This is a genomic window from Streptomyces sp. NPDC005574 (assembly GCF_040605435.1).
GTDB lineage: Bacteria > Actinomycetota > Actinomycetes > Streptomycetales > Streptomycetaceae > Streptomyces.
Genome location: NZ_JBEXCW010000018.1, coordinates 86,644 through 107,083, shown reverse-complemented (window position 1 = coordinate 107,083; position 20,440 = coordinate 86,644). Strand labels below are relative to the sequence as shown.

At 69.0% G+C, this 20,440-nt stretch carries 19 protein-coding genes and 1 pseudogene; 11 read left to right on the top strand and 9 right to left on the bottom strand.

Annotation, left to right across the window (positions count from 1 at the left end; all coding sequences use genetic code 11):
• Positions 1-102: 102 nt before the first annotated feature.
• Positions 103-972 (bottom strand): helix-turn-helix transcriptional regulator, encoded by an 870-nt coding sequence (locus ABZT03_RS15255; RefSeq protein WP_356038831.1) that lies wholly within the window; start codon positions 970-972, stop codon positions 103-105.
• Between the two features lie 414 nt (positions 973-1,386).
• Here ABZT03_RS15255 and ABZT03_RS15250 point away from each other — a divergent pair, with 414 nt between their 5' ends.
• From ABZT03_RS15250 to ABZT03_RS15220, 7 genes are all read left to right on the top strand, one after another.
• A complete protein-coding gene (locus tag ABZT03_RS15250; RefSeq protein ID WP_356038828.1) occupies positions 1,387-1,719 on the top strand; it encodes a carboxymuconolactone decarboxylase family protein in 333 nt (110 codons plus the stop codon).
• A 100-nt stretch (positions 1,720-1,819) separates the two neighbouring features.
• A complete protein-coding gene (locus ABZT03_RS15245; protein ID WP_356038825.1) occupies positions 1,820-2,227 on the top strand; it encodes a cupin domain-containing protein in 408 nt (135 codons plus the stop codon).
• A gap of 35 nt (positions 2,228-2,262) precedes the next feature.
• A complete protein-coding gene (locus ABZT03_RS15240) occupies positions 2,263-3,279 on the top strand; it encodes a zinc-dependent alcohol dehydrogenase family protein (protein ID WP_356038822.1) in 1,017 nt (338 codons plus the stop codon).
• A gap of 115 nt (positions 3,280-3,394) precedes the next feature.
• Entirely contained in the window at positions 3,395-3,820 is a 426-nt protein-coding gene (locus ABZT03_RS15235) for a nuclear transport factor 2 family protein (RefSeq protein WP_356038819.1), read from the top strand.
• Positions 3,821-3,932: 112 nt separating this feature from the next.
• Entirely contained in the window at positions 3,933-4,304 is a 372-nt protein-coding gene (locus ABZT03_RS15230) for a DUF2255 family protein (protein ID WP_356038816.1), read from the top strand.
• Positions 4,305-4,371: 67 nt separating this feature from the next.
• Positions 4,372-5,958, top strand: a complete 1,587-nt coding sequence (locus tag ABZT03_RS15225) for a Na+/H+ antiporter (RefSeq protein WP_356038814.1) — start codon at positions 4,372-4,374, stop codon at positions 5,956-5,958.
• A 57-nt stretch (positions 5,959-6,015) separates the two neighbouring features.
• Positions 6,016-6,975, top strand: a complete 960-nt coding sequence (locus tag ABZT03_RS15220; RefSeq protein WP_356038811.1) for an amidohydrolase family protein — start codon at positions 6,016-6,018, stop codon at positions 6,973-6,975.
• Here the strand turns inward: ABZT03_RS15220 and ABZT03_RS15215 are convergent.
• A complete protein-coding gene (locus ABZT03_RS15215; protein ID WP_356038809.1) occupies positions 6,929-7,171 on the bottom strand; it encodes a hypothetical protein in 243 nt (80 codons plus the stop codon). The genes ABZT03_RS15220 and ABZT03_RS15215 overlap by 47 nt on opposite strands.
• 140 nt (positions 7,172-7,311) lie before the next feature.
• Between ABZT03_RS15215 and ABZT03_RS15210 the strand changes: the two genes are divergently transcribed.
• The 4 genes and pseudogenes from ABZT03_RS15210 (at position 7,312) to ABZT03_RS15195 (ending at position 10,659) form a co-directional block, all read left to right on the top strand.
• Positions 7,312-8,298, top strand: a complete 987-nt coding sequence (locus ABZT03_RS15210; protein WP_356038806.1) for an aldo/keto reductase — start codon at positions 7,312-7,314, stop codon at positions 8,296-8,298.
• A gap of 238 nt (positions 8,299-8,536) precedes the next feature.
• Positions 8,537-9,481 (top strand): amidohydrolase family protein, encoded by a 945-nt coding sequence (locus tag ABZT03_RS15205; protein ID WP_356038803.1) that lies wholly within the window; start codon positions 8,537-8,539, stop codon positions 9,479-9,481.
• 177 nt (positions 9,482-9,658) lie between these two features.
• Positions 9,659-9,781 (top strand): annotated as a pseudogene (locus tag ABZT03_RS15200) (ABC transporter ATP-binding protein); the annotation flags it as partial.
• A gap of 41 nt (positions 9,782-9,822) precedes the next feature.
• On the top strand, positions 9,823-10,659 hold the full coding sequence (locus ABZT03_RS15195) for a hypothetical protein (protein WP_356038800.1): 837 nt from the start codon (positions 9,823-9,825) through the stop codon (positions 10,657-10,659).
• A 160-nt stretch (positions 10,660-10,819) separates the two neighbouring features.
• Here the strand turns inward: ABZT03_RS15195 and ABZT03_RS15190 are convergent, their stop codons facing one another.
• The 7 genes from ABZT03_RS15190 to ABZT03_RS15160 all read right to left on the bottom strand — a co-directional run bounded on the left by ABZT03_RS15190 (position 10,820) and on the right by ABZT03_RS15160 (position 20,427).
• Complete coding sequence (locus ABZT03_RS15190) at positions 10,820-11,950, bottom strand: HAMP domain-containing sensor histidine kinase (RefSeq protein ID WP_356038797.1); 1,131 nt, start codon at positions 11,948-11,950, stop codon at positions 10,820-10,822.
• 22 nt (positions 11,951-11,972) lie between these two features.
• On the bottom strand, positions 11,973-12,677 hold the full coding sequence (locus tag ABZT03_RS15185) for a response regulator transcription factor (RefSeq protein ID WP_356038795.1): 705 nt from the start codon (positions 12,675-12,677) through the stop codon (positions 11,973-11,975).
• A gap of 316 nt (positions 12,678-12,993) precedes the next feature.
• The gene (locus tag ABZT03_RS15180; protein ID WP_356038792.1) at positions 12,994-14,145 is read right to left on the bottom strand and encodes an amidohydrolase family protein; all 1,152 of its coding nucleotides are present in this window, start codon (positions 14,143-14,145) and stop codon (positions 12,994-12,996) included.
• A 203-nt stretch (positions 14,146-14,348) separates the two neighbouring features.
• Entirely contained in the window at positions 14,349-14,984 is a 636-nt protein-coding gene (locus ABZT03_RS15175) for a hypothetical protein (RefSeq protein ID WP_356038789.1), read from the bottom strand.
• A gap of 175 nt (positions 14,985-15,159) precedes the next feature.
• Entirely contained in the window at positions 15,160-16,830 is a 1,671-nt protein-coding gene (locus ABZT03_RS15170) for a (2,3-dihydroxybenzoyl)adenylate synthase (RefSeq protein WP_356038786.1), read from the bottom strand.
• Positions 16,820-18,877 (bottom strand): acetate--CoA ligase family protein, encoded by a 2,058-nt coding sequence (locus ABZT03_RS15165; protein WP_356038784.1) that lies wholly within the window; start codon positions 18,875-18,877, stop codon positions 16,820-16,822. The genes ABZT03_RS15170 and ABZT03_RS15165 overlap by 11 nt, the downstream gene beginning before the upstream one ends.
• Positions 18,874-20,427, bottom strand: coding sequence for an FAD-dependent monooxygenase (locus ABZT03_RS15160; protein WP_356038781.1), 1,554 nt, complete (start codon positions 20,425-20,427; stop codon positions 18,874-18,876). Before ABZT03_RS15160 ends, ABZT03_RS15165 begins: the two co-directional genes overlap by 4 nt.
• Between the last annotated feature and the right edge of the window lie 13 nt (positions 20,428-20,440).

Below are 20,440 nucleotides of genomic sequence, written 5' to 3'. Positions count from 1 at the left end.
AAGTGAGTGTCACATCGTTCAGCCGAAATGTAAGGGGGAGGATTTTCTCCCGGGTCTGCCGTCTGTCCTTTGCGAAGCGGCGGGGCCGAGATGATGGGCGTATCAGCCGGGCTGACAGGACGTGTTCCCGCCGGGCCGACCGGTGGTCCGCGAGGCGAGGGTGCGCAGTCCGTCGTACGACGGCGTGCCCGGCTCCGCAGTCCAGACAACGAGTTCCTGATCGGGATCGCCGCCGCAGACGAGGGTGTCCCAGTCCAGGACGAGTTCACCCACGAGGGGATGGCAGAACCTCTTGACGCCCGCCTTGCGCGACGGCGCTCGACGACCACCCCACCATTGACCGAATTCCCTGTCCTCCACGGAGAGTTCACCGACCAAGCTGATCAACTGCGGATCCTCGGGGTATTTGGCGGCCTCCCTGCGCAGATGGGACACGCAGTCACGGGCGACGGCCCGCCAGTCCGCGTAGAGCGTCCGCATGGAGGGATCGGTGAAGAGGATGCGGACGCAGTTCCGCCGGCCCTCCGGCACCTTCGCGAAATCGGTGAACAGGGCGACTGCGAGCGGATTCCACGCCAGGATGTCCATACGGCGGCCGATCACCACGCCAGGACTCGAGGTGAGATCGTCGAGCAGGCGGCGCAACTGCGGATGCGCCTTCTGCGCGGCCGGACGGCGGTGTCGTGCCCGTTGTCGGCCCCCCAGCTCGAACAAGTGGTCACGCTGGTGATCCGACAGGCGCAGCACCTGGGCGAGCTCGGCCAGCACTGACGCGGACGGCTTGATGCGGCCCTGCTCCAGCCGTGTGTAGTAGTCGGTGCTGATGGCGGCCAGCAGAGCGACCTCCTCCCTGCGCAGACCTGGCACACGTCGGCCACCGGTGTCGGGAAGACCGACGGCGCGCGGAGTCAGCTCGGCCCTCCGCGCCTTGAGGATTTCTCCCAGCTCATTCAGATGCGCGTCGCCGGCCATGACGCCAGTGTGGCATCGCTCGACCGCCGGGAGGGGGGTAAGGATTTCTCCCCTGGATAAGGGGATCCCCGGATGAAATTCTCCCCTTGCAGGTTCCTGGGAAAGTGACAGGGTCGGTGACGTGACCGCCGGAGAGAATGTTTTCCCGAATGTCACCGATATCCAGTATTCCCGTGGAAAGCGGAGGAAGCGAGGCCAGACAGTGCGGACGGATGTCCCCTTCCTCGGCAACACGCTGGCCCTCACCGGTGGCCCCACAGACCTGGCGCCCGTGCCAGAACGCCTCGAAAGCCGCGTGTGCCACCACTCCTCCCGCCCTCGCCTCGGTCATCGGTCAGCAACCCGCCCAGCCCCGGTCAACGGCTGGGCAGCGTGAAGTCCCCCCACCCGAAACCACGCCAGGAGCACCACCTCATGTCCGAACGGAAGAAGTTCGCGCCGCCCGCCATCCAGGAGTTCGCCCCCAAGCTCGCGGAGGTGACCGACACCGTCCTATTCGGCGACATCTGGGAGCGGCCGGGTCTGTCCCCGCGCGACCGCAGCCTCGTCACCGTCACCGCTCTGGCTTCCCTGTACCGGGCCGACCAGCTCGGATTCCACCTCGGCAAGGCGCTGGAGAACGGTGTCACCAAGGACGAACTGATCGAGGTCATCACCCATCTGGCCTTCTACGCCGGATGGCCCAACGCCATGACCGCGATGACTCAGCTCAAGGAGATCGTGGAGAAGTCCGACCAGTCGGGCTGATGCTCCTCCGCCCGCACATACCCCACAACACGGGCTCTCTCCCCCACACACCGCCGCCGCGCGGTCCGGTGGCAGCACCACACCAGAGGAACGACACACCATGGAACTGCTGAAGCGGCCTCCCACCATGAAGCTCCCGGCCGAGTGGTTCACCGGCGACGCCTACGCCGACGTGATTTACCGCGGTGAGGACCCCTCGCGGATGCGGGCCAACCTGGTCCGATTCGCTCCCGGAGCCCGTACCGCCTGGCACTCCCACGCTCTTGGCCAGACCCTCCACATCGTCGAAGGCATCGCCCTGGTGCAGTCCCGTGGCGGCGACATTCTCGAGGCCCATCCCGGCGACGTCATCCACACACCCCCGGGTGAGGAGCACTGGCACGGTGCCGCGCCCGACCAGTTCATGGTCCATCTCGCCCTGTGGGAAACGGACGACACCACCTGGCTCGAACACGTCCCGGACGACGAATACAACGGCCCGCGCGTCAGCACGCGTACCCACCCCTGACGCCACGACAGACCGATAGGAACTGGGAAGCCATCATGCGAGCAACCATCATTCACGCGCCCGGGGACATCCGGGTGGAGGACGCCCCAGAGCCGAAGATCGTGGCGCCCACGGACGCGGTCATCCGCACTGTCGCCACCTGTGTGTGCGGCTCCGACCTGTGGAGCTACCGCGGCATCAACCCGGTCACCGAGCCGCAGCCGATCGGCCACGAGTACGTCGGCATCGTCGAGGAGATCGGCAGCGACGTATCGACCGTCAAGCCCGGCCAGTTCGTCATCGGCTCCTTCATCGCATCCGACAACACCTGCCCGAACTGCCAGGCCGGCTACCAGACCAACTGCATGCACCGGGACTTCCCCAACGGCTGCCAGGCCGAGTACGTCCGCGTCCCTCTCGCCGACGGCACTCTGGTCGCCACCCCGGAGCAGCCGGCCGAGGAGCTGATCCCTGGCCTGCTGACACTCTCCGACGTCATGGGCACCGGCTGGTACGCCGCCAAGGCCGCCGAGGTCAGGCCTGGTTCGACCGCCGTGGTCGTCGGTGACGGCGCGGTGGGCCTGTGTGGTGTCATCGCCGCCAAGGAACTGGGCGCCGAGCGCATCATCGCCATGAGCCGGCACGAGTCCCGGCAGAAGCTGGCGCTGGAGTTCGGCGCGACCGACATCGTCGCCGAACGCGGCGAGGAAGGCGTCGCCCGCGTCAAGGAACTCACGAACGGCATCGGCGCCGAGTCCGTCCTCGAATGCGTCGGTACCCAGCAGTCCATGCACCAGGCCCTGCAGTCCACCCGCCCCGGCGGCAACGTCGGCTTCGTCGGCATGCCGCACGATGTGCAGATCGACGGCCAGGAGCTCTTCTTCTCCCACGTCGGTCTGCGCGGTGGCCCCGCTCCCGTGCGCGCCTACCTTCCCGACCTGATCGACCGCGTCGTCGGCGGTCGCATCAACCCGGGCAAGGTCTTCGACCTCACCCTGCCCCTGGACGAGGTCGCAGAAGGTTACAAGGCCATGGACGAGCGCCGCGCCATCAAGGCATTGCTGCGCCCGTGACCTGCAGCCCAGGCCATGGTGGGCGCCGGTCGACGGCGCCCACCACCGCCGACCCGACTGGCGGCGGCTCGGCCGCCGGCCCGTCGCAGCCGCCGGACAGAACGGACCGACAGCCATGATCAGCGAAGCGATCGCCACCGTCGAGGCGTACTTCGAGGCCTTCGGCACGCGCGACATGGAGCGCGTCCTCTCCCACTTCACACCCGAGGCGACCTGGACGATTCCGGGCGATCAGGCCCTGACCCCCTGGGCCGGGGGCCGCACCGGTCCGCAGGAGATCCGGCAGTCCCTCACCGCATTCTTCGCCGCCGTCGAGCCACTCTCATTCGAGCTGGGCACCGTGGTGGAGGCCGACGGACGGGTCTTTGCACCGGGCCGGTACACCTCCCGGTTCCACCCCTCAGGACAGGTACTCGAAAGCGAGATGATCATGCGCTTCACCGTCGCCGACGGAATGATCAACGACTATCGCGTTTTCGAGGACTCCCTCGGCGTCACCCGCACCTACCTCGGTGAGCCGCTCACCACAACTCCCAACTGATCACGAGTCTTCCGGCACCCTCCATCACAGCGGCACCGCCTTATGCCCTGCTCGGCCTCCGGATTTCCCGCATGTCCGCCCCGCTCGCCGCCTCCTCGACCGGAGAACACCGATGACGCAATGGACGAACGACGAGCTCGACCGCATCGCCGCGGCCGACGAGCTGGAGATGGCGCCGCGCCGCGGTGACAACACTCTGCGAGGTCCGGTGCCGATCTGGGTCGTCCGTGCCGGCGACGACCTGTACGTCCGCTCCTTCCGCGGGACGGACGGCGGCTGGTGGCGCACGGCCCGCGCCTGCCACGAAGGGCACATCCGCTCCGGCGGCGTCGACAAGGACGTCACCTTCGTCCACGTAGCGGACTCCGAGATCAACGACCGCGTCGACACCGCGTACCGGACCAAGTACGGCCGTTTCGGCGGCGCATACGTCAACCCCATGGTCGCGGCGCGCGCCACGACACTGCGACTGGTGCCCCGATGACCAAGACGATCCCGGTGGAAGCCGCTGAGCCACCACCGACAGCCAGTCCCGCACAGGAGTAAGCACCATGCTCGGTCTCGAACTCGTCGTCGTCCTGGGTGCGGCCGTGCTGGTGGGCAACGTTCTGGGGCAGCGCCTCCGCGTCGCGCCGCCCGTCGTGCTGCTCGTCGTGGGCGCGCTCATCGGTCTCGTCCCGGCCGTTCGCCAGACCCAACTCCCGCCCGAAGTGGTGTTGTTGCTCTTCCTTCCCGTGTTGCTGTACTGGGAGAGTCTGACCACGTCAATGCGGGAGATTCGTACGAACCTGCGCGGCATCGTCCTGCTGAGCACGGTCCTGGTGATCCTCACCGCAGGGGCCGTGGCGGTCGCCGGGCACGCGCTTGGACTGCCGTGGGGACCGGCGTGGGCTCTGGGCGCGGCCGTCGCTCCCACCGACGCCACAGCGGTCGGCGCGCTGGCCGGCTCTCTCCCCCGACGTCAGATCACCGTGCTGCGCGCGGAAAGCCTCGTCAACGACGGCACCGCACTGGTCATCTACGGCCTGGCGGTCGGTATCACCGTCGGCGAGGAGCACCTCACCCTTCCGCACGTCGGAGCGCTGTTCCTGCTGGCCTACGGCGGAGGGGCCGCGGTCGGAGTGGCGGTCGCCTGGGTCAACATGAATCTGCGGCGCCGGCTGGACGATCCCCTGCTGGGCAATCTCGTCATGATTTTGGCCCCGTTCACGGCGTATCTGCTGGCCGAACAGATCCATGCCTCCGGCGTCCTCGCGGTCGTCGTGAGCGGACTGATCATGGCCCAGGTAGCTCCGAGCCTCATCCGCGCCGATCACCGCCGCCAGGCACTGGCCTTCTGGCCACTGGCCACGTTCATCATCAACGGCGCGCTGTTCGTCCTGGTCGGGGTGGAACTGCAATACGCACTCCGTCATCTGAGCCGCTCCGACCTCCAGGATGCCCTGATCGCGATCGGAGCGATCAGCGTGGTCCTGGTCGCGGTCCGGTTCGCGTTCCTGTTCTCGTCCGCCTACCTGATCCGCGTGATCGACCGGCGTCCCGAGCAGCGGCTGCGGAGAATGAGTGACCGGGCCCGCGTGGTCAGCGGGTTGGCCGGCTTCCGGGGCGCGGTGTCGCTGGCCGTGGCGCTCTCCGTACCGGAGACCCTCGACTCGGGGGCGCCGTTCCCCGGCCGGGCGTTCATTGTCTTCGTCACCTCGGGCGTCATCGTGGTGACTCTCGTGGTGCAGGGGCTGCTGCTGCCGGGCGTGGTGCGCTGGGCCCGGCTGCCCCGCGACACGTCCGTCGACGAGGAGCAGATCCTCGCCGAGACCACAGCCACCAAGGAAGCCATCAAGGCACTGCCCCGACTCGCGGCCGAACTGGGCACCACCCCCAAGGTCATGGAGTGGCTGCGCCAGGAGTACGAGGCCAACCTGGCGACCGCACGAGCAAGGGGGGCCGGCACCGACGACGATCCCGCCCTGCTCCACAACCGCCACTACACCGACCTCCGCCTCGCCCTCATCGCCACAAAGCGTGCGACTGTCGTCCGCCTGCGCGACGAGTCGCAGATCGACGACACCGTGCTCCGCCGGCTCCAGGCAACCCTGGACAACGAAGAGGTCCGGTTGGCCGGAGGCGAGCAGGTGGAGTAGGCCAATTGCGGTATTTGCATTGACTACGCGATCCCCACGAGAAGGATTCCCGCTGCCATGTCCTCCAGCCTCATCGATGTCCACGCCCATCTGCTTCCCGACTTCTACGTCCAGCAGGCGACGGCGGCCGGCCACGCCCACCCCGACGGCATGGGCGGCTGGCCGTCATGGTCCGTGCAAGCCCATCTCGATCTGATGGACCGCAATGGCATCGAGACCGCGATGCTCTCCATGTCCTCCCCCGGTGTGCACTTCGGCGATGACAAGGCAGCCCGCCTCCTTGCCCGGCGCGTCAACGAGTACACCGCCGAACTGGCCCGGGACCGCCCTGGTCATTTCGGCAATTTCGTGTCGCTTCCGCTGCCGGATGTCGACGGTGCGCTGGAGGAGATCGCCTTCTCCTTCGACGAACTCAACGCCGACGGCGTGGCGTTGCTGACTCACACCCACGGGGTGTACCTGGGCGACCAGCGCCTCGACCCGGTGTTCGCGGAGCTCGACCGGCGGCGGGCCGTGGTCTTCCTGCACCCCACCTCCCCCGTGTGCTGGGAACAGTCGGCGCTCGGCAGGCCGCGTCCGATGGTCGAGTACATCTTCGACACGGCCCGCACCGTCACGGACCTGGTGATGGCGGGCGTCCTGACGCGTCACCCGAACATGCGGGTGATCGTCCCGCACTGCGGCGGCTCGATTCCCGTCCTGGCCGACCGCATCAACGAGTTCATGAGCCTGTTCCTGGATGCGCGGCAGCCACCCGGCCCCGACGCAGTGCAGCAACTCCGCAGCCTGTACTACGACATGGCGGGTACAGCGTTCCCACGCCAGGTCCCCGCACTGCTGCAGCTCGTCGACCCTGACCGCGTGCTCTTCGGCAGCGACTACTGCTGGACGCCTGCGCCACTGGCCGACGCCCACATCGCGGCGATCGACGCGGCCGAACCACCGGCGCAGGACACGACATGGCGATCGCTCACGACCGCGAACGCCAAGCGCCTGTTTCCGCGGACAACGCGGTGACCCGCAGTACGCCGGCCCTCAGCGCGATCACGCTCCCGACGTCGTCGGCACGATGGCCGGTCGCGGCGGCCGTGAGCGGGGCGATCTTGCCCGCCGGGGTCAGGAGGTACTCGCGTTGGTCGCCGTCGAGGCGGAGCACCCATGTGAGTACGTCGAGGCGGCCTGCGACGCGCTGTCGCGCAGTGCGCGTCGGCATGGTCGTCCCGCCCTGCACGTAACACGTAAGTCGCCGGGCTCGACATGCGAAGAAAAGCAATCCGCGACGACACCGGATGCGGCGGCGGCCTGCCCATGGCCTGGCCCACCCACCGGTATTGCCAGCAACGAGGAGGAAGAATGCACACCCGAACACTCGGACGCGACCTGCATGTCTCCGCCATCGGTCTCGGGGTCATGGGAATGTCCCAGAGCTACGGCCCCAACCCCGGCGATCGCACCGACATGATCGCCGTACTGCGTAGCGCCGTCGACCGCGGAGTCACGTTCTTCGACACCGCAGAGGTGTACGGCCCCTACGTCAACGAAGAGCTCCTCGGAGAAGCCCTCGCTCCAGTGCGGGAGCAGGCAGTGATCGCCACCAAGTTCGGATTCCGCATCGAGAACGGCGCCTCCGCCGGACTCAACAGCCGGCCCGAGCAGATCCGCGCCGTCGCCACGGCCTCCCTCAAACGGCTCAGGGTCGAAACGCTCGACCTCTTCTACCAGCACCGCGTTGATCCGGACGTGCCGATCGAAGACGTCGCCGGAACCGTGGGAGAGCTCGTACAGGAAGGCAAGGTGCGCTACTTCGGGCTTTCCGAAGTCAGTGCGCGGACCATCCGCCGCGCCCACTCGGTCCACCCCGTGACGGCAGTACAGAGCGAGTACTCGCTGTGGACCCGGGACCCCGAGCATGAAGTTCTGCCGACCTGCTCGGAACTCGGCATCGGATTCGTACCCTTCAGCCCGCTCGGCAAAGGGTTCCTGACCGGGACTGTGGACGCCACCACGCCCTTCACCGCCGACGACGTCCGCACGAACATTCCACGGTTCACAGCCGAGAACCGGGCGACGAACCAAGCCCTCGTCGACCACGTCACACGGCTTGCGCAGGCCAAGGACGCCACACCGGGCCAGGTCGCGCTCGCCTGGCTGCTCGCGCAGCATCCGTCGATCGTTCCGATCCCCGGAACCCGGCGCACCGCACGCATCGAGGAGAACATCGGCGCGACCCAACTGCCCCTCTCCGCCGACGAACTGGCCGACCTCAACCAACTCGCCAGCCGCATAGGGGTACAGGGAAACCGCTACAACGAGCACCACATGTCCCTGGTCGACAAGTAGCTCGGCCTGTCCACCCCGCCAAGCCGCTTTCCTGCACCGCTCCTTCTCCCGGCCCATCCAGTGGCCAGGTTCTCGGCGAACAGTTCGCTGAGGGCGGCCGAAAAGCTGTCGCGGCACACCACCAGTGGGATCCGCGCCGAGCGTGTTCCAGTCCCTACCGGAAGCCTTCGTAGCGGCGTCCCTGCACCAGCAAAACCCGCATCCGCCCCCCTTCCCTCGACGATTGAGGAACCCCTTCATGCGCATCGACACACACGCGCACGTCTACCCCAGCGACTACCTGGACTTCCTGGCCGACTCCGGCGTCACCACCACCCGCGGCCAGCGCGGGCTCGGGGCCGACGACACAGACAAGGAACTCGAGGCCCGCTTCTCCCTGATGGACCAGGCCGGTGTGGACAGGCAGGTGATCTCCGCCTCCCCGCTGACGGGCGCACTGCCGGATCCGGATCACGCCACGGCGGCCGCACGCATGATCAACGACCGGTACGTCGACCTGGTGGACCGCCACCCCGACCGCTTCCTGGCCTTCGTCGTGCTTCCTCTCCCGCACGTCGACGCGGCCCTGGCCGAACTCGACCGCGTCCTCGACGCGCCGGGTGTCGTGGGCGTGGCCCTGACCACCTCAGCCGCGGGCCGAGCCCTGACCGACCCGGCCTTCGCACCGGTGTGGCAGGAACTCGACCGCCGCGGCACCGTGATGTACCTCCACCCCGCCGGCGACGGCGTCGCCTCGCCGCAGATCACCGACCACAACCTCACCTGGATGGTCGGCGCGCCCGTGGAGGACACCGTCGTAGCGGCCCAGCTCATCACCCGTGGGTTCATCACGCGCTACCCCCGTGTGCGCATCCTCAACTCCCACTTCGGCGGCGCGTTGCCCATGCTGCTGGAACGGTGGGACAACCTTGCCCACTTCGAGGCACCTGATGCTCCTCTCCCGCCGAGCGAGGCGGCGCGCCGGATGTGGTACGACACCGTCGCCCACAGTTCCCAGGCGGCACTGCGCGCCGCGGTCCAGGCAGTCGGTGCGGACCGGCTCGTCCTCGGCAGCGACTTCCCGTACCAGGGTGGCGAGCACTACCTCGACACCGTCGCCTACATCGAACGGGCCGGCCTCGACGCAGAGGACACCCAGGGCATCCTGGCCGGCAACGCCGAAGCGCTTCTTGGACTGGCCTGATCCTCGGGGGGCTGTCGAGACCATCCGGGCCGACAGGACAGCAAGCGCACAGCGTTGTACCGCGGTACCACCTGATGGAATGGGGTTCCTACCGCGGTACCACGGTCTGCTCGACTGCCGCGCCTAGCGTCCTTGCAGGGCACCGAACGGCGGTGGCCCGGTTCGAAGGATGAGTAGATGATCAAGGCACGGCAACTTGCCAAACGCTTCGGGGACAGGACAGCCATGGCCCGGCTGGACTTCTCGGTAACGCCTGGGACGGTAACCGGGTTCCTCGGGTTGAGCGGTGCGGGCGGGTCAGTTCCCGGCGGTTCCACCTCTGTTCTCCCCGGCGGGCGTTCATGACCGAGACCAGCCAGGCGCGCCGTACCGGATACCTCTACGCCAAGGTTCCCGCGCTCACCGCGGTCTTCTGGGTCGCCAAGTTGCTCACGACCGGTCTGGGGGAGTCGGCCTCGGACTTCATGTTTCTGGGCGGGCACTGGATCACGCTGATCGTCGCCGCAGTCGCGGTCGTCGGGGCTTTCGTGTGGCAGTTCCGGACATCCCGGTACCGGGCGGTCCCGTATTGGACCGCGGTCCTGGGCGTCGCTGTGTTCGGCACCGCCGAAGCCGACATCGTGGCCTTCGTCGTCGGCGTACCTCTGCCGCTGGTGGCCGCCAGCTACGCCGCTGCCACCGCTGCCGTACTCGCACTCTGGTACCGGTCAGAAGGGACGCTCTCGGTTCACAGCATCACGACGCGGCGCCGGGAGACCTTCTACTGGCTGACCGTCATGTGCAGCTTCGCTCTGGGCACCGCGGCGGGTGACCTGACAGCCAGCACCCTGGGACTCGGCTTTGTGGGCTCGATGGCGTTGTTCGGCGTCGCCATCGTGGTGCCGTGGATCCTCCACCGCCGCGGAACCCTCCATTCGGTCACGGCTTTCTGGGCGGCATACGTCCTCACCCGGCCGCTGGGTGCCTCGGTGGCCGACTGGCTCCTCAAGCCAGTCCACGACGACGGTGAAGGGGGCGGTGGTATCGGCCTCGGGTCAGGCGCGGTCACCTTCGGAGGGCTCGTGCTGTTCGTGGTCCTGGTCGCCTATCTCGCGATCAAGCGCCCCGACGTGCAGGATTCGATCGAGAGTGTCGACGCCCAGCGCGTCGCCTCTCCCACCGGGACGCCGAACGCCTGAGCAGGGGAAGTGCGGGACAGGCCAGCGCCGCTCGTGGTCGTGGCCCCCATTGCCCACGTGATCCGGGCGTCGCCGACCGGGGTCCTGCGGGACGCGCATGGCTCGGTTCCGTTCGCGACCGCGCCCTGCTCATCACCGCCGCTGGGGGGAATTGATGGGGTCAGCTGGAGGCCGGAGTCCGGCCGGTTCCGGGGACACCTGCCTGCGGTAGCCGCAAGGTGAACGTTGCTCCCTTGCCCAGCCCGTCGGATGCCGCGGTGATGTCTCCGCCGTGAGCCCGGGCGATGCCGCGGGCGATGGTCAGTCCAATGCCGCTGCCGCCGGCGGCAGCGGGTCTGCCGGGATGTTCGAGGCGTTCGAAGCGGTGGAAGATGCGCACGAGGTCGTGTTCAGCGATGCCGATGCCGTCGTCCATAACGCGGACGATCACGTGGTGCCCGAGCGACGGCTCAGCGTGAACCGACAGCGCCACTTGCCCGTACGGATCGGACGCGGCCAGTGCGTTGCCGAGCTGGTTCACCAAGACCTGCGTGATCCGGTCCGGGTCGCAGAAGGCGGCGACGGGTGTGTCTGCGTCAACGATGAGGGTGACCTTCTGGTCGTCGTATTGGGGGCGCAGTCGCTCGGCTGTGCTCCGAGCCAGCATGGCCACGTCGGTGGACTTGCGGTGGAGATCGAAGGCACCCTCCTCCGACCGTGACAGGCTGGAGAGATCACCGGCAAGGCGCTGCAGCCTGTCGAGGTCATCGGCGAGGGAGGCGAACATCGCCTCGTCGGGGGTGAAGATACCGTCGGCGATGCCCTCGATCTGGCCGCGAAGAATGGTGATCGGGGTGCGCATCTCGTGGGCGACCTCAGAGATCAGCCGGGCGCGGCGGCGCTCGGTGTCGGCGAGGGCAGCCGCCAGCGTGTTGACGTCTTGGACCAGCGCTGCCAGGTCCGGCTCACTGGGAAGTTCGAGAACATCGTCGTAGTGTCCCTCCGCCAGTCGGCGCGTGGCGGCGCGCACCCTGTCGAGCGGACGCAGCAGAAACCGGGACAGGGCGACGGACGCCGAGAAGGCGGCGGCCCCGCCGAACAGAAGCCCGACCTGCAGGACCACGTCGCCTTCGATGTCGTCAAAACCGAGCCACACCTCGATCAGTGCGCTGATCGCCGCCATGGCCGCCAGTGCCAGGAGCAGCACCATGACGTGCGAGAGCACCAGCCGGTTGCGCAGCGACAGACGCTCCTTGATCCGGCGCAGCCGCGCACGAGACCGGTGGTAGTCCGGAAAGTGGGAGGCACGCATGCGTCGGTGTCCTTCCTGGCCGCTAGGCAGGGCGCCCGATGAACCGGTAGCCGATGGTGCGGACGGTCCTCACGAACCGGGGTGCGCCCGCGTCGTCGCCCAGTGCGCGCCGCAGAGTGCGGATGTGCACGTCCACGACGCGCTCGTCACCGAAGAAGTCATCGCCCCACACCTGGGCCAGCAGACCGCGCCGGGTGAAGACCCGCCCGGGGGAACGGGCCATCGCGGACAGGAGATCGAAGTCGAGGGCGGAAAGCTCCACCGTTCGCTCGGCATCGACCAGGACGGTCCGTGTCTCGGGATCGACCGTCAGTCCCTCGAAGCGCAGCACCCCGTCCTCGGGGTCCGCCTCAGACCGGCTGTCGGTGCGCCGCAGGATGGCGCGTACGCGCAGTGCCAGTTCGCGGGGGCTGAACGGCTTGGTGACGTAGTCGTCGCTGCCGGTGGTGAAGCCGATCAGCCGGTCGACCTCCTCGTCCCGGGCGGTGAGCATGATCACCGGGATCTGGCTCGCCTCCCGGATGCGGCGCAGGACCTGGAATCCGTCCAGGCCCGGAAGCATCACGTCGAGCACCACGAGGTCCGGCCGGTCGCGGGTGACCGCCTGCAGGGCGGACGGCCCGTCTGCGGCTTCGACGACGTGGAACCCGTCCGCCTCCAGGTAGCCGCGCACGGTCATGCGGATCTTGGGCTCGTCATCGACGACCAGAACCCGCTGCGTACTCATCGTGCTCGCTTCCATCGCCGAGGTGGGAGGGGGACGGCCGCTTTGGCCGCGGGGTGACCGGCAGTATCAAGGCAGAGGGCCTCGGATGCGGCCAGCGTACGGTGTCCGTCGCGGCCAGCGACGGGGTGCGGGCTGGTCTCCGCTTGACCAGGACCAGCGTGGGGGAAGGGATCACACGGTGCCTCGGCTGACCTTCCACCGCTCCCCGCTCCGTCCCGCGGGTCTCCCCCGTCAACCGGCCCCGGCATTTTGCGCAGGTCCCCGGCCGCCGCCCCTGGGCGGGGCAGCGGCGGGTGGGCCGCGGTGGGGGCGCGGTTCAGCGCGAGCCGGCGCGGCGTATGCGCGCCTTCAGGTTCGGGAACTGCTCCAGGGCGTTGTTCCGCTCCAGAGCGATCCGCTGGCGCCGGTTGTAGATTTCGTCGACGGTCGGTTCGGGGTCGCCTGCCTTGAGATTCGGCAGGCTGCCCTTGAGGAAGGGCATCGTCTCCACGTTGTCGGCCGCGTAGAGGTGGCGGGTCGCAGGCCAGTCGCTGCCGAACATGATGTGGTCGTCGGGCACCAGCGACGACAACGGCTCCAACTGCGCGGCGGTGAACGCCTGTGCGTTGTCGAAGAACAGCCGCTTGATGTAGGTGAGGGGGCCTTCCGGCAGCACCTCGTTGAACGGCGGGAAGGCCGAGTGCCGCGTCGCGAGTCGGTAGGCCAGGAAGGGCAGTGCCCCGCCGCTGTGGGTGAAGTGCCAGCGGATGTTCGGGTAGTCCCGCAGGACGCCGTTGTAGATGAGGCTTGTCATCGCACGGGTCGCGTCGAAGGTGTACTCGAAGACGTTGTTGCCGGCCGGGATGTCGGGGCCGAAGCAGAGCTTGGGAGCCGGGTTGTTCTCCGGACCTGTCGGGTGGACATAGACGTAGGCATGGCGGTCGTTGAGGATCTCGTACATAGGCTTGAAGGAAGGATCCCCCAGGTAGACGCCCTTGTAGTTGGTGAGCAGGCAGATGCCGTCGAGGTCCAGTTCGCCGAGCGCGCGGTCCACCTCGGCCACGGAGCCCTCGATGTCGGGCATCGGGGTGACCGCGAAGATCCCGAACCGGTCACCGCGGGTCTGCACGAGGTCGCGAGCCCAGTTGTTGACCGCGCGGGCGGTGGCGCGCCGGTCATCGACCGGGCCGACGGTGACCTGGAGGTCGCCGAACGACAGGACGCTGGCCTGGATCCGGTACTGGTCCATGAAGGCCAGGTGCCGGTCGACCGACCACGGACCGTACGCCCCGGTGATCGCGCCGAGGAGGCCGTAGCGCTTCAGGTAGTCGTTGTACACGTCGGGGCTGTAGTGCGCGTGGGTGTCGATACGCCAGTTGCCCTTCGGCAGTCCCGGACCGGACGATGCCGACTCCGGACTGGCCATGGCAGCGGGCACCGTGGCCGCAGCCGCCGTGACGAGCGCCGCGGCCGATACCCCTTCGATCATCCTTCGACGCGAGATGTTCCGTCGATGGTTCATTTCCGGTTCTCCTCTTCGTTCTGTGTGCGAGTCAGGTCGTGTGTGCGTGCGTCACGGCGCCGGGCCGTGCTGGACCTGCGGGGGACTGCGGTGCTCTCCCCCGACCTGATGACCGCCGTCTCTCTGGGCGAGCGGGCGACGGTTCAGGCCGATGGGGGGACGCGGGCGGGTCAGTCGTCCTCGGCCGGGCCGGATGCCGCCGAAGAGCGCGGTCCGGCGGCGCTCACGCGTGGGAATGCCATGTCGCCGAGGTAGCCGCGCCACCCGGCAGCCACGTGGCGGGGCGAGCCCGCGAGCGACGCCGCCGACCCTGCCGACGCTGTCCCCGCAAGGGTGAACAGGCCGCCGGTTTCTTCATGCAGTGCGTCATCACCGGCCTCAGGCCCGACGGGGTCCACGCGCCCGGCCGACCCCGGACGAAGGAACATGCCGATCGCATCGGAACCAGACAGCGCAGTGTCGACCGCCGTGGTCAGGTGCCACACAGCAGGGTGATCAACACTGTCTACCGGCGGGACGAGGAATACGTGCATGACCGCCAGACAACAGCCGCCCCATAAAGCACGTAGCACTCGGTGCATGAAGCTTCCATGAAGCCGATCGCCGCATTGGCCCGTGCCTGCGGGATCCTCGTACCAGTACAGGGCCTCGCTTCTGTCGGCGGCCGACCACACCGGCTCGGCCAACCGAGCAGCGCTCGGCAGGGGGGCAGCCGACGGCTCGCGCCGACCGACCGGCCGGTGCTCGAAGTGCTCGGCCTGGTCCGCGCAGAGAAAAGCTACGCGAGGACGCATGTCGCTGGTCACCAGGCGGGGGCGCCTCCAGTTGCTGGGCCGACGGCCGCGACGCACCGACGGAAAGGCGGTACCTGGAGCTGTTTTTCCAGGTACCGCCAGAGAGCCGGCAAAGCCGCCCGACTCCCTCTTGGGAAGCGGGAGCGTCACCTCGACGTCGGCCCACCTTCCACGGCGGCGAGCGCCGTCACACCGCCTCGACGGAGCCCGCCTCGCTGCGGACGACATCCCGCAGACGCTTCTTGTCGATCTTGCCGACCTTCGTCAGCGGCAACTCGTCGACGACCAGCAGGTCTTCGGGGAGCTTGTAGCGGGCCACCTGCATCGCGGTGAGTGCGGCGCGGACCGATTCGAGGCTCAGGTGAGCCCCAGGCTCCACGACAACGACCACGCACACCCGCTCCCCCAGGTCGGGGTCGGCCTTTGCGACGGCCGCGACGCGGGCGACACCAGGCAGGCGGTAGATGAGGTTCTCGACCTCCTCGGCGGAGATCTTCTCGCCGCCCCGATTGATGAGGTCCTTGTCTCGTCCTTCGACGACGAGATTGCCCGAAGGGTGCAGCCGTATGACGTCGCCGGTGCGGTACCAGCCGTCGGGGGTGAACGCACGGGCGTTGTGCTCGGCGGCCCGGTAGTAGCCGCGTGGGGTGTACGGGCCGCGGGTGAGGAGGGCGCCCATCTCGCCGGGCGGGACCGGGTTGTCGGATGCGTCGACGACGAGGATCTCGTCGTCCGGGCACATGGGGCGCCCCTGCGTCTCGATCTTGATGTCGTCGGGGTCGTCGGGGTCGTCGGGGCGCGTGTAGTTCAGCAGCCCCTCCGCCATGCCGAACACCTGCTGGAGGGTGCCGCCGAGCACGGGTTCGGCTCGGCGGGCGATCTCCGGCGCGAGGCGGGCGCCGCCCACCTGCAACAGCCGTAGTGCGGGCGGGGCGGGGTGGCGGCCGGAGGCCACCGCGTCGATCCAGCGCTGGACGACGGCCGGCACGGCGGCGGTGGCCGTCACGCCCTCGGCGGCCATCAGCGGCAGCACTTTGCCGGGGTCCGGGGTGCGGGCCAGGACGACCCGGCCGCCGTTCATGAGGGTGCCCAGGATGCCGGGGCAGGCCAGGGGGAAGTTGTGTCCGGCGGGCAGTGCCACCAGGTAGACGGAGTCGGAGTCGAGGCCGCAGACCTCGGCGCTGCGCCGCGCGTTGTACTCGTAGTCGTCATGGGTGCGGGTGATGAGCTTTGGCAGTCCGGTCGTGCCGCCGGAGAGCAGGAAGACGGCGATGTCGCCGCTGTCCGGGGCGATCCGGTCGAGCCGGGCCCGTGCGGCGACCGGGTCGTCGGCCGGTTCGGCCAGGGCGCGCAGGTCCGTGGCGTCGGTGCCTCCTGTGCCACCCGCGACGAGCAACAGCCGTACGCTCGGGGTGTCTTCGGCGACCTCCCGGCCCAGGGCCTGGTGGTCGAAGTCGCCGAGTCGGTCCGGTACGGCGATCGAGGTGACCTCGGCATGCGCGGCCAGGTAGCGCAGTTCGTGACCGCGGTGGGCGGGCATCGCCATCACGGGAGCGATTCCGGCCCGCAGACAGGCGAGGGTGAGTGTGACGAACTCCCAGCCGTTGGGCAGCTGGACGAGCATCGCGTCACCGGGGTTGAGACCGCTGTCCAGCAGGCTGCATGCCAATCCGTCTGCCCTGTCGACGAGTTGGCGGTACGTCAGGCGGGTGTCGCCGTCCACGACGGCCACCGTGTCGCCGTAGGTCTCGGCCCATTCGTGGAGGTACGAGCCGAGCGGCCTGCCACGCCAGTACCCGGCCTCGCGGTAGCGGTCGGCCGCCTCCTTGGGCCAGGGCACGAATCCCTCACGCGTCATCGGATCCTCCTTGATCCCGGGGGTCACACAGCAGCAGTACGGCGTCGAGCGCGACGACGTCGCCGTCGGGCAGGACACGCAAAGGGTTGATCTCGCACTCGGCCACGGCGTTGTCGGCGGCGAGGGAGGCAAGGGCCAGCAGCACGTGGGCGAGTCGCGCACGGTCGACCGGGGTGGCGCCCCGCGCGCCGAGGAACATCGCGCGGGTGGCGAGTTCGTCGAGCATGGCGTGCGCCTCGTGCGCAGACAGGGGCGCGAGGCGCAGGGAGACGTCGCCCAGGATTTCGGCGGCTGTTCCCCCGGCGCCCAGAGCCAGCACGGGGCCGAAGACCGGGTCGCGGCGTACGCCGACGATGAGTTCAGGTCCCGCGGGGGCCATCTGCTCGACCAGCAGCGCGGGGCTCGCGGGCATACTGACGAGGGCTTCGTCGAGCTCCTCGTGCGTGCGGATACCGACTCGGACCCCGCCGACCTCCGTCTTGTGCAGGATCTCCGCGTTGAGGATCTTCACGACGACCGGCCCGCCGAGCTCATCGAGGGCCGCGTGCGCCGCGGCGGGGTCGGCGCACACGCGCCGTACGGGCGTACGGATGCCCAGGTCCGCGAGGACGTTCTTGGCGGTGTGTTCGTCGACCGGGCCCGGCGACAGGGTGGGTGTGTCGGAGGCCGCGACGACGTTGGCCTCAAGGCGGGTGCGGGCGGCCGCGTCCTCGACGAGCGCGCGCACCATCACCGATCCGGAGGCCGGTGTGGCCGCGCAGGGAATGCCGGCTTCGCCGAGTTCTCGGCGGGTCCGCCGCGCCTGCTCCACGGGTCCGCCGACGACGGCGACGAGCGGGGTGGCCGTGTGGGCGGCGGCCAGCACGGCCGGGAGGTCCACGGCGGTGGGTTCCAGCAGCCCGTACACGGCGGTGATGTCAATGCCGGGATCCTCCGAGACCCGCTCCACGACCTGCGTGAGCGCGGGTGAGGGGCGGCCGGTGTCGACGGGGTTGTTCAGGTAGGTGAGGGCCGGGAGCAGCTCGCGCAGCTCCTTCACCGTCCGCTCGACGAGGGGCGGGACCTGGATGCCGTGGGAGCGCAGGTCGTCCGTGAGCAGCAGTCCGGGCCCGGCCTGGGCGGTGACCACGCCGATGCCCGGGCGTGGGTTGGCCGAGAGCCGTACGCGGCTGAGCGCGGTGACGGCGTCCACGAGGTCGCGTTCGTCGTCGACGAGGACGGCTCCGGCCTGGCGCAGGGCCGTCCTGGTCACACGCCAGGAGGTGGCCAGGGCGCCGGTGTGGGAGCGGGCGAAGTCGCCGATGTCGCTGCGGCCCACGACCAGGGCCACCACGGGGACACGATCGGTCAGGCGGCGTACCGCCTCGGTGAGGCGGCGGCCTTCCGCGGCGGTCTCCACGTGCAGGGCGACGGCGCGTACGCCGTCGTCCTCGGCGAGGTGGTTCAGCACGTCGGCCTGGGTGACGTCCAGGCTGTTGCCGAGGCCGATGCCGAGGCGCAGGCCGACGCCGGCCTCGGCGAGGGCGAAGGCCAGCGCGTGGTTCACCCCGCCACTGGCAGCCACTACCGCCACCGGACCCGGTTCCAGGTCGGCCACACCCGGGACGAAACTGGCGGTGAGCCGTCGGTGGGGGGCGAGGAAGCCCGAGGTGTTCGGTCCGAGGACACGGATGCCGGTGTCCCGCACCACCTCGGCCAGGGCCTGTTGGTGCAGCTCACCGTCGCCGCCCGCTTCGGCGAATCCGCCGGCGCACACCAGGGCGGCACGGGCTCCCGCGCCGGCCGCGTCGCGGACGGCTCCGGCGGTGGCGGCGGCCGGGATACAGGTCACCACCAGATCGGGTGCAATGCCGTGGGCCGCGGCGGCCTCGGCGACGGTTGGGAAGAAGCCCCGGTCGGGATCAGGCCGGCCGGCGTTGACCTTCAGCACCGGTCCGGGGAACGAGGCGAGGGAGTCGGTCATCGCCGCGCCGAGCTTTCCGGGTGTGGCGGAGGCACCGAGCACAGCGATTGCTCGGGGTGCGAACAGTGGTTCCAGGGCAGTCACTTGACGCCTCCGACGAGGTCGGCCCGGCCGGACAGCAAGAGCGTGGTCGCGGTGTCGTCGTCGTAGGGGCCGATGACCGCGGCGGGCAGGCCGTGCGCGAGCCTGGCCTCCTCGGTGACGAGCACACGGGTCAGCGTCGTACCGCCGCGTACGCCGATGAGCGGGGCGCCTGCCTCTGCCGCCTCCCGCACCTGGTCGAGGGCGAGCGGCATTCCCTCCTCGGTGTCCGGGGCGTCGATCCACACGCCCGCGCTCGACGGCTCACCGCTGAAGGGGAGCATCGGGATCGCTGTGCCGTCGGCCCCGGTCAGGAGATCGTCGCCGGCCGTGACACGGCGTGAGGGAAGCCGGAAAGGCCCGCGACTGAACGGTGTCTCCAAGGGCGGTGTCTCGTGGCGTTGCCGCCACCATCCGTCGACGCGGTCCACGTACGCCGTGTCGCGCACGGCGAGTTTGCCGCGCGGGATGCTGCGGGTGAGGAAGTGGAAGGCGAACTGTGTCGGGTCGTCGAGCGTACGGACGTAGCGTCCGAAGTGCTCCCACCAAGACAGGCTGGGCCGCGCCGAGTTCTGGATCCTCTCGACCTTGGGGCGGCGGCGCGACTCGTAGGCCTCCAGTGCCTCCGGCACACTGTGCGGGGCCTCTCCCAGGGCTTCGGCGAGGGCGACGGCGTCCTCCATGGCCATCTTGGTGCCGGACCCGACGGAGAAGTGGGCGGTGTGCGCCGCGTCGCCCAGCAGTACCCACTTCCCGTGCCGCCACGAACTGGCTTTGCGCGTGGCGAAGTTGGCCCAGCGGGAGTTGTTGCCGACCAGCGGATGTCCGTCGATCTGTTCGCGGAAGAGGTCTTCCAGGTAGCTCTTGGTCTTCTCGTCGCTCGTGCCCGGTGGGGTCGACGGATCGAAGGCGTCGAGTCCGGCCCTGGCCCAGGAGTCGGCGTCGGTCTCGACGATGAAGGTGCTCAGGGAGTCGCTGATGGGGTAGGCGTGGGCGGCGAAGACACCGTGGGGGCCGTCCTGGTGGACGAAGGTGAGCCCATCGAACATGTAAGTGGTGCCGAACCAGATGAACTTCGCGCTCGCCACTTCGGCGGTCGGTCCGAAGTCGTCGGCGAACAGGGTGCGGAAGCGGCTGTTGGCGCCGTCACAGACGACGACCAGGTCGAAGTCGTCCAGTTCGGCGGGATCACGGACCTCGTGCTGGAAGCGCATCTGGACGCCCTCGGCGCGGGCCCGTTCCTGCAGCAGGCTCAGCAGCGTCTTGCGTATGACCGCCGCCATGCCCATGCCTCCGACGCGTTCCTGGGCGCCGTGTATCCGAACCTCGATGTCGTCCCAGTGCCTGCCGTGCTTTTCCAGTGCCTCGCTGAGGACGGGATCGGCGGCGTCGATCGCGTCGAGTGTGGCGTCTGAGAAGACCACCCCGAAGCCGAACGTGTCGTCGGGCCGGTTGCGTTCGAACACCACGACCTCGGCTCCGGGCAGGCTCCGTTTCAGCAGTGTGGCGAAGAACAGCCCTCCGGGTCCCGCACCGATGCAGGCAACTTTCATGATCTTTCCTTCG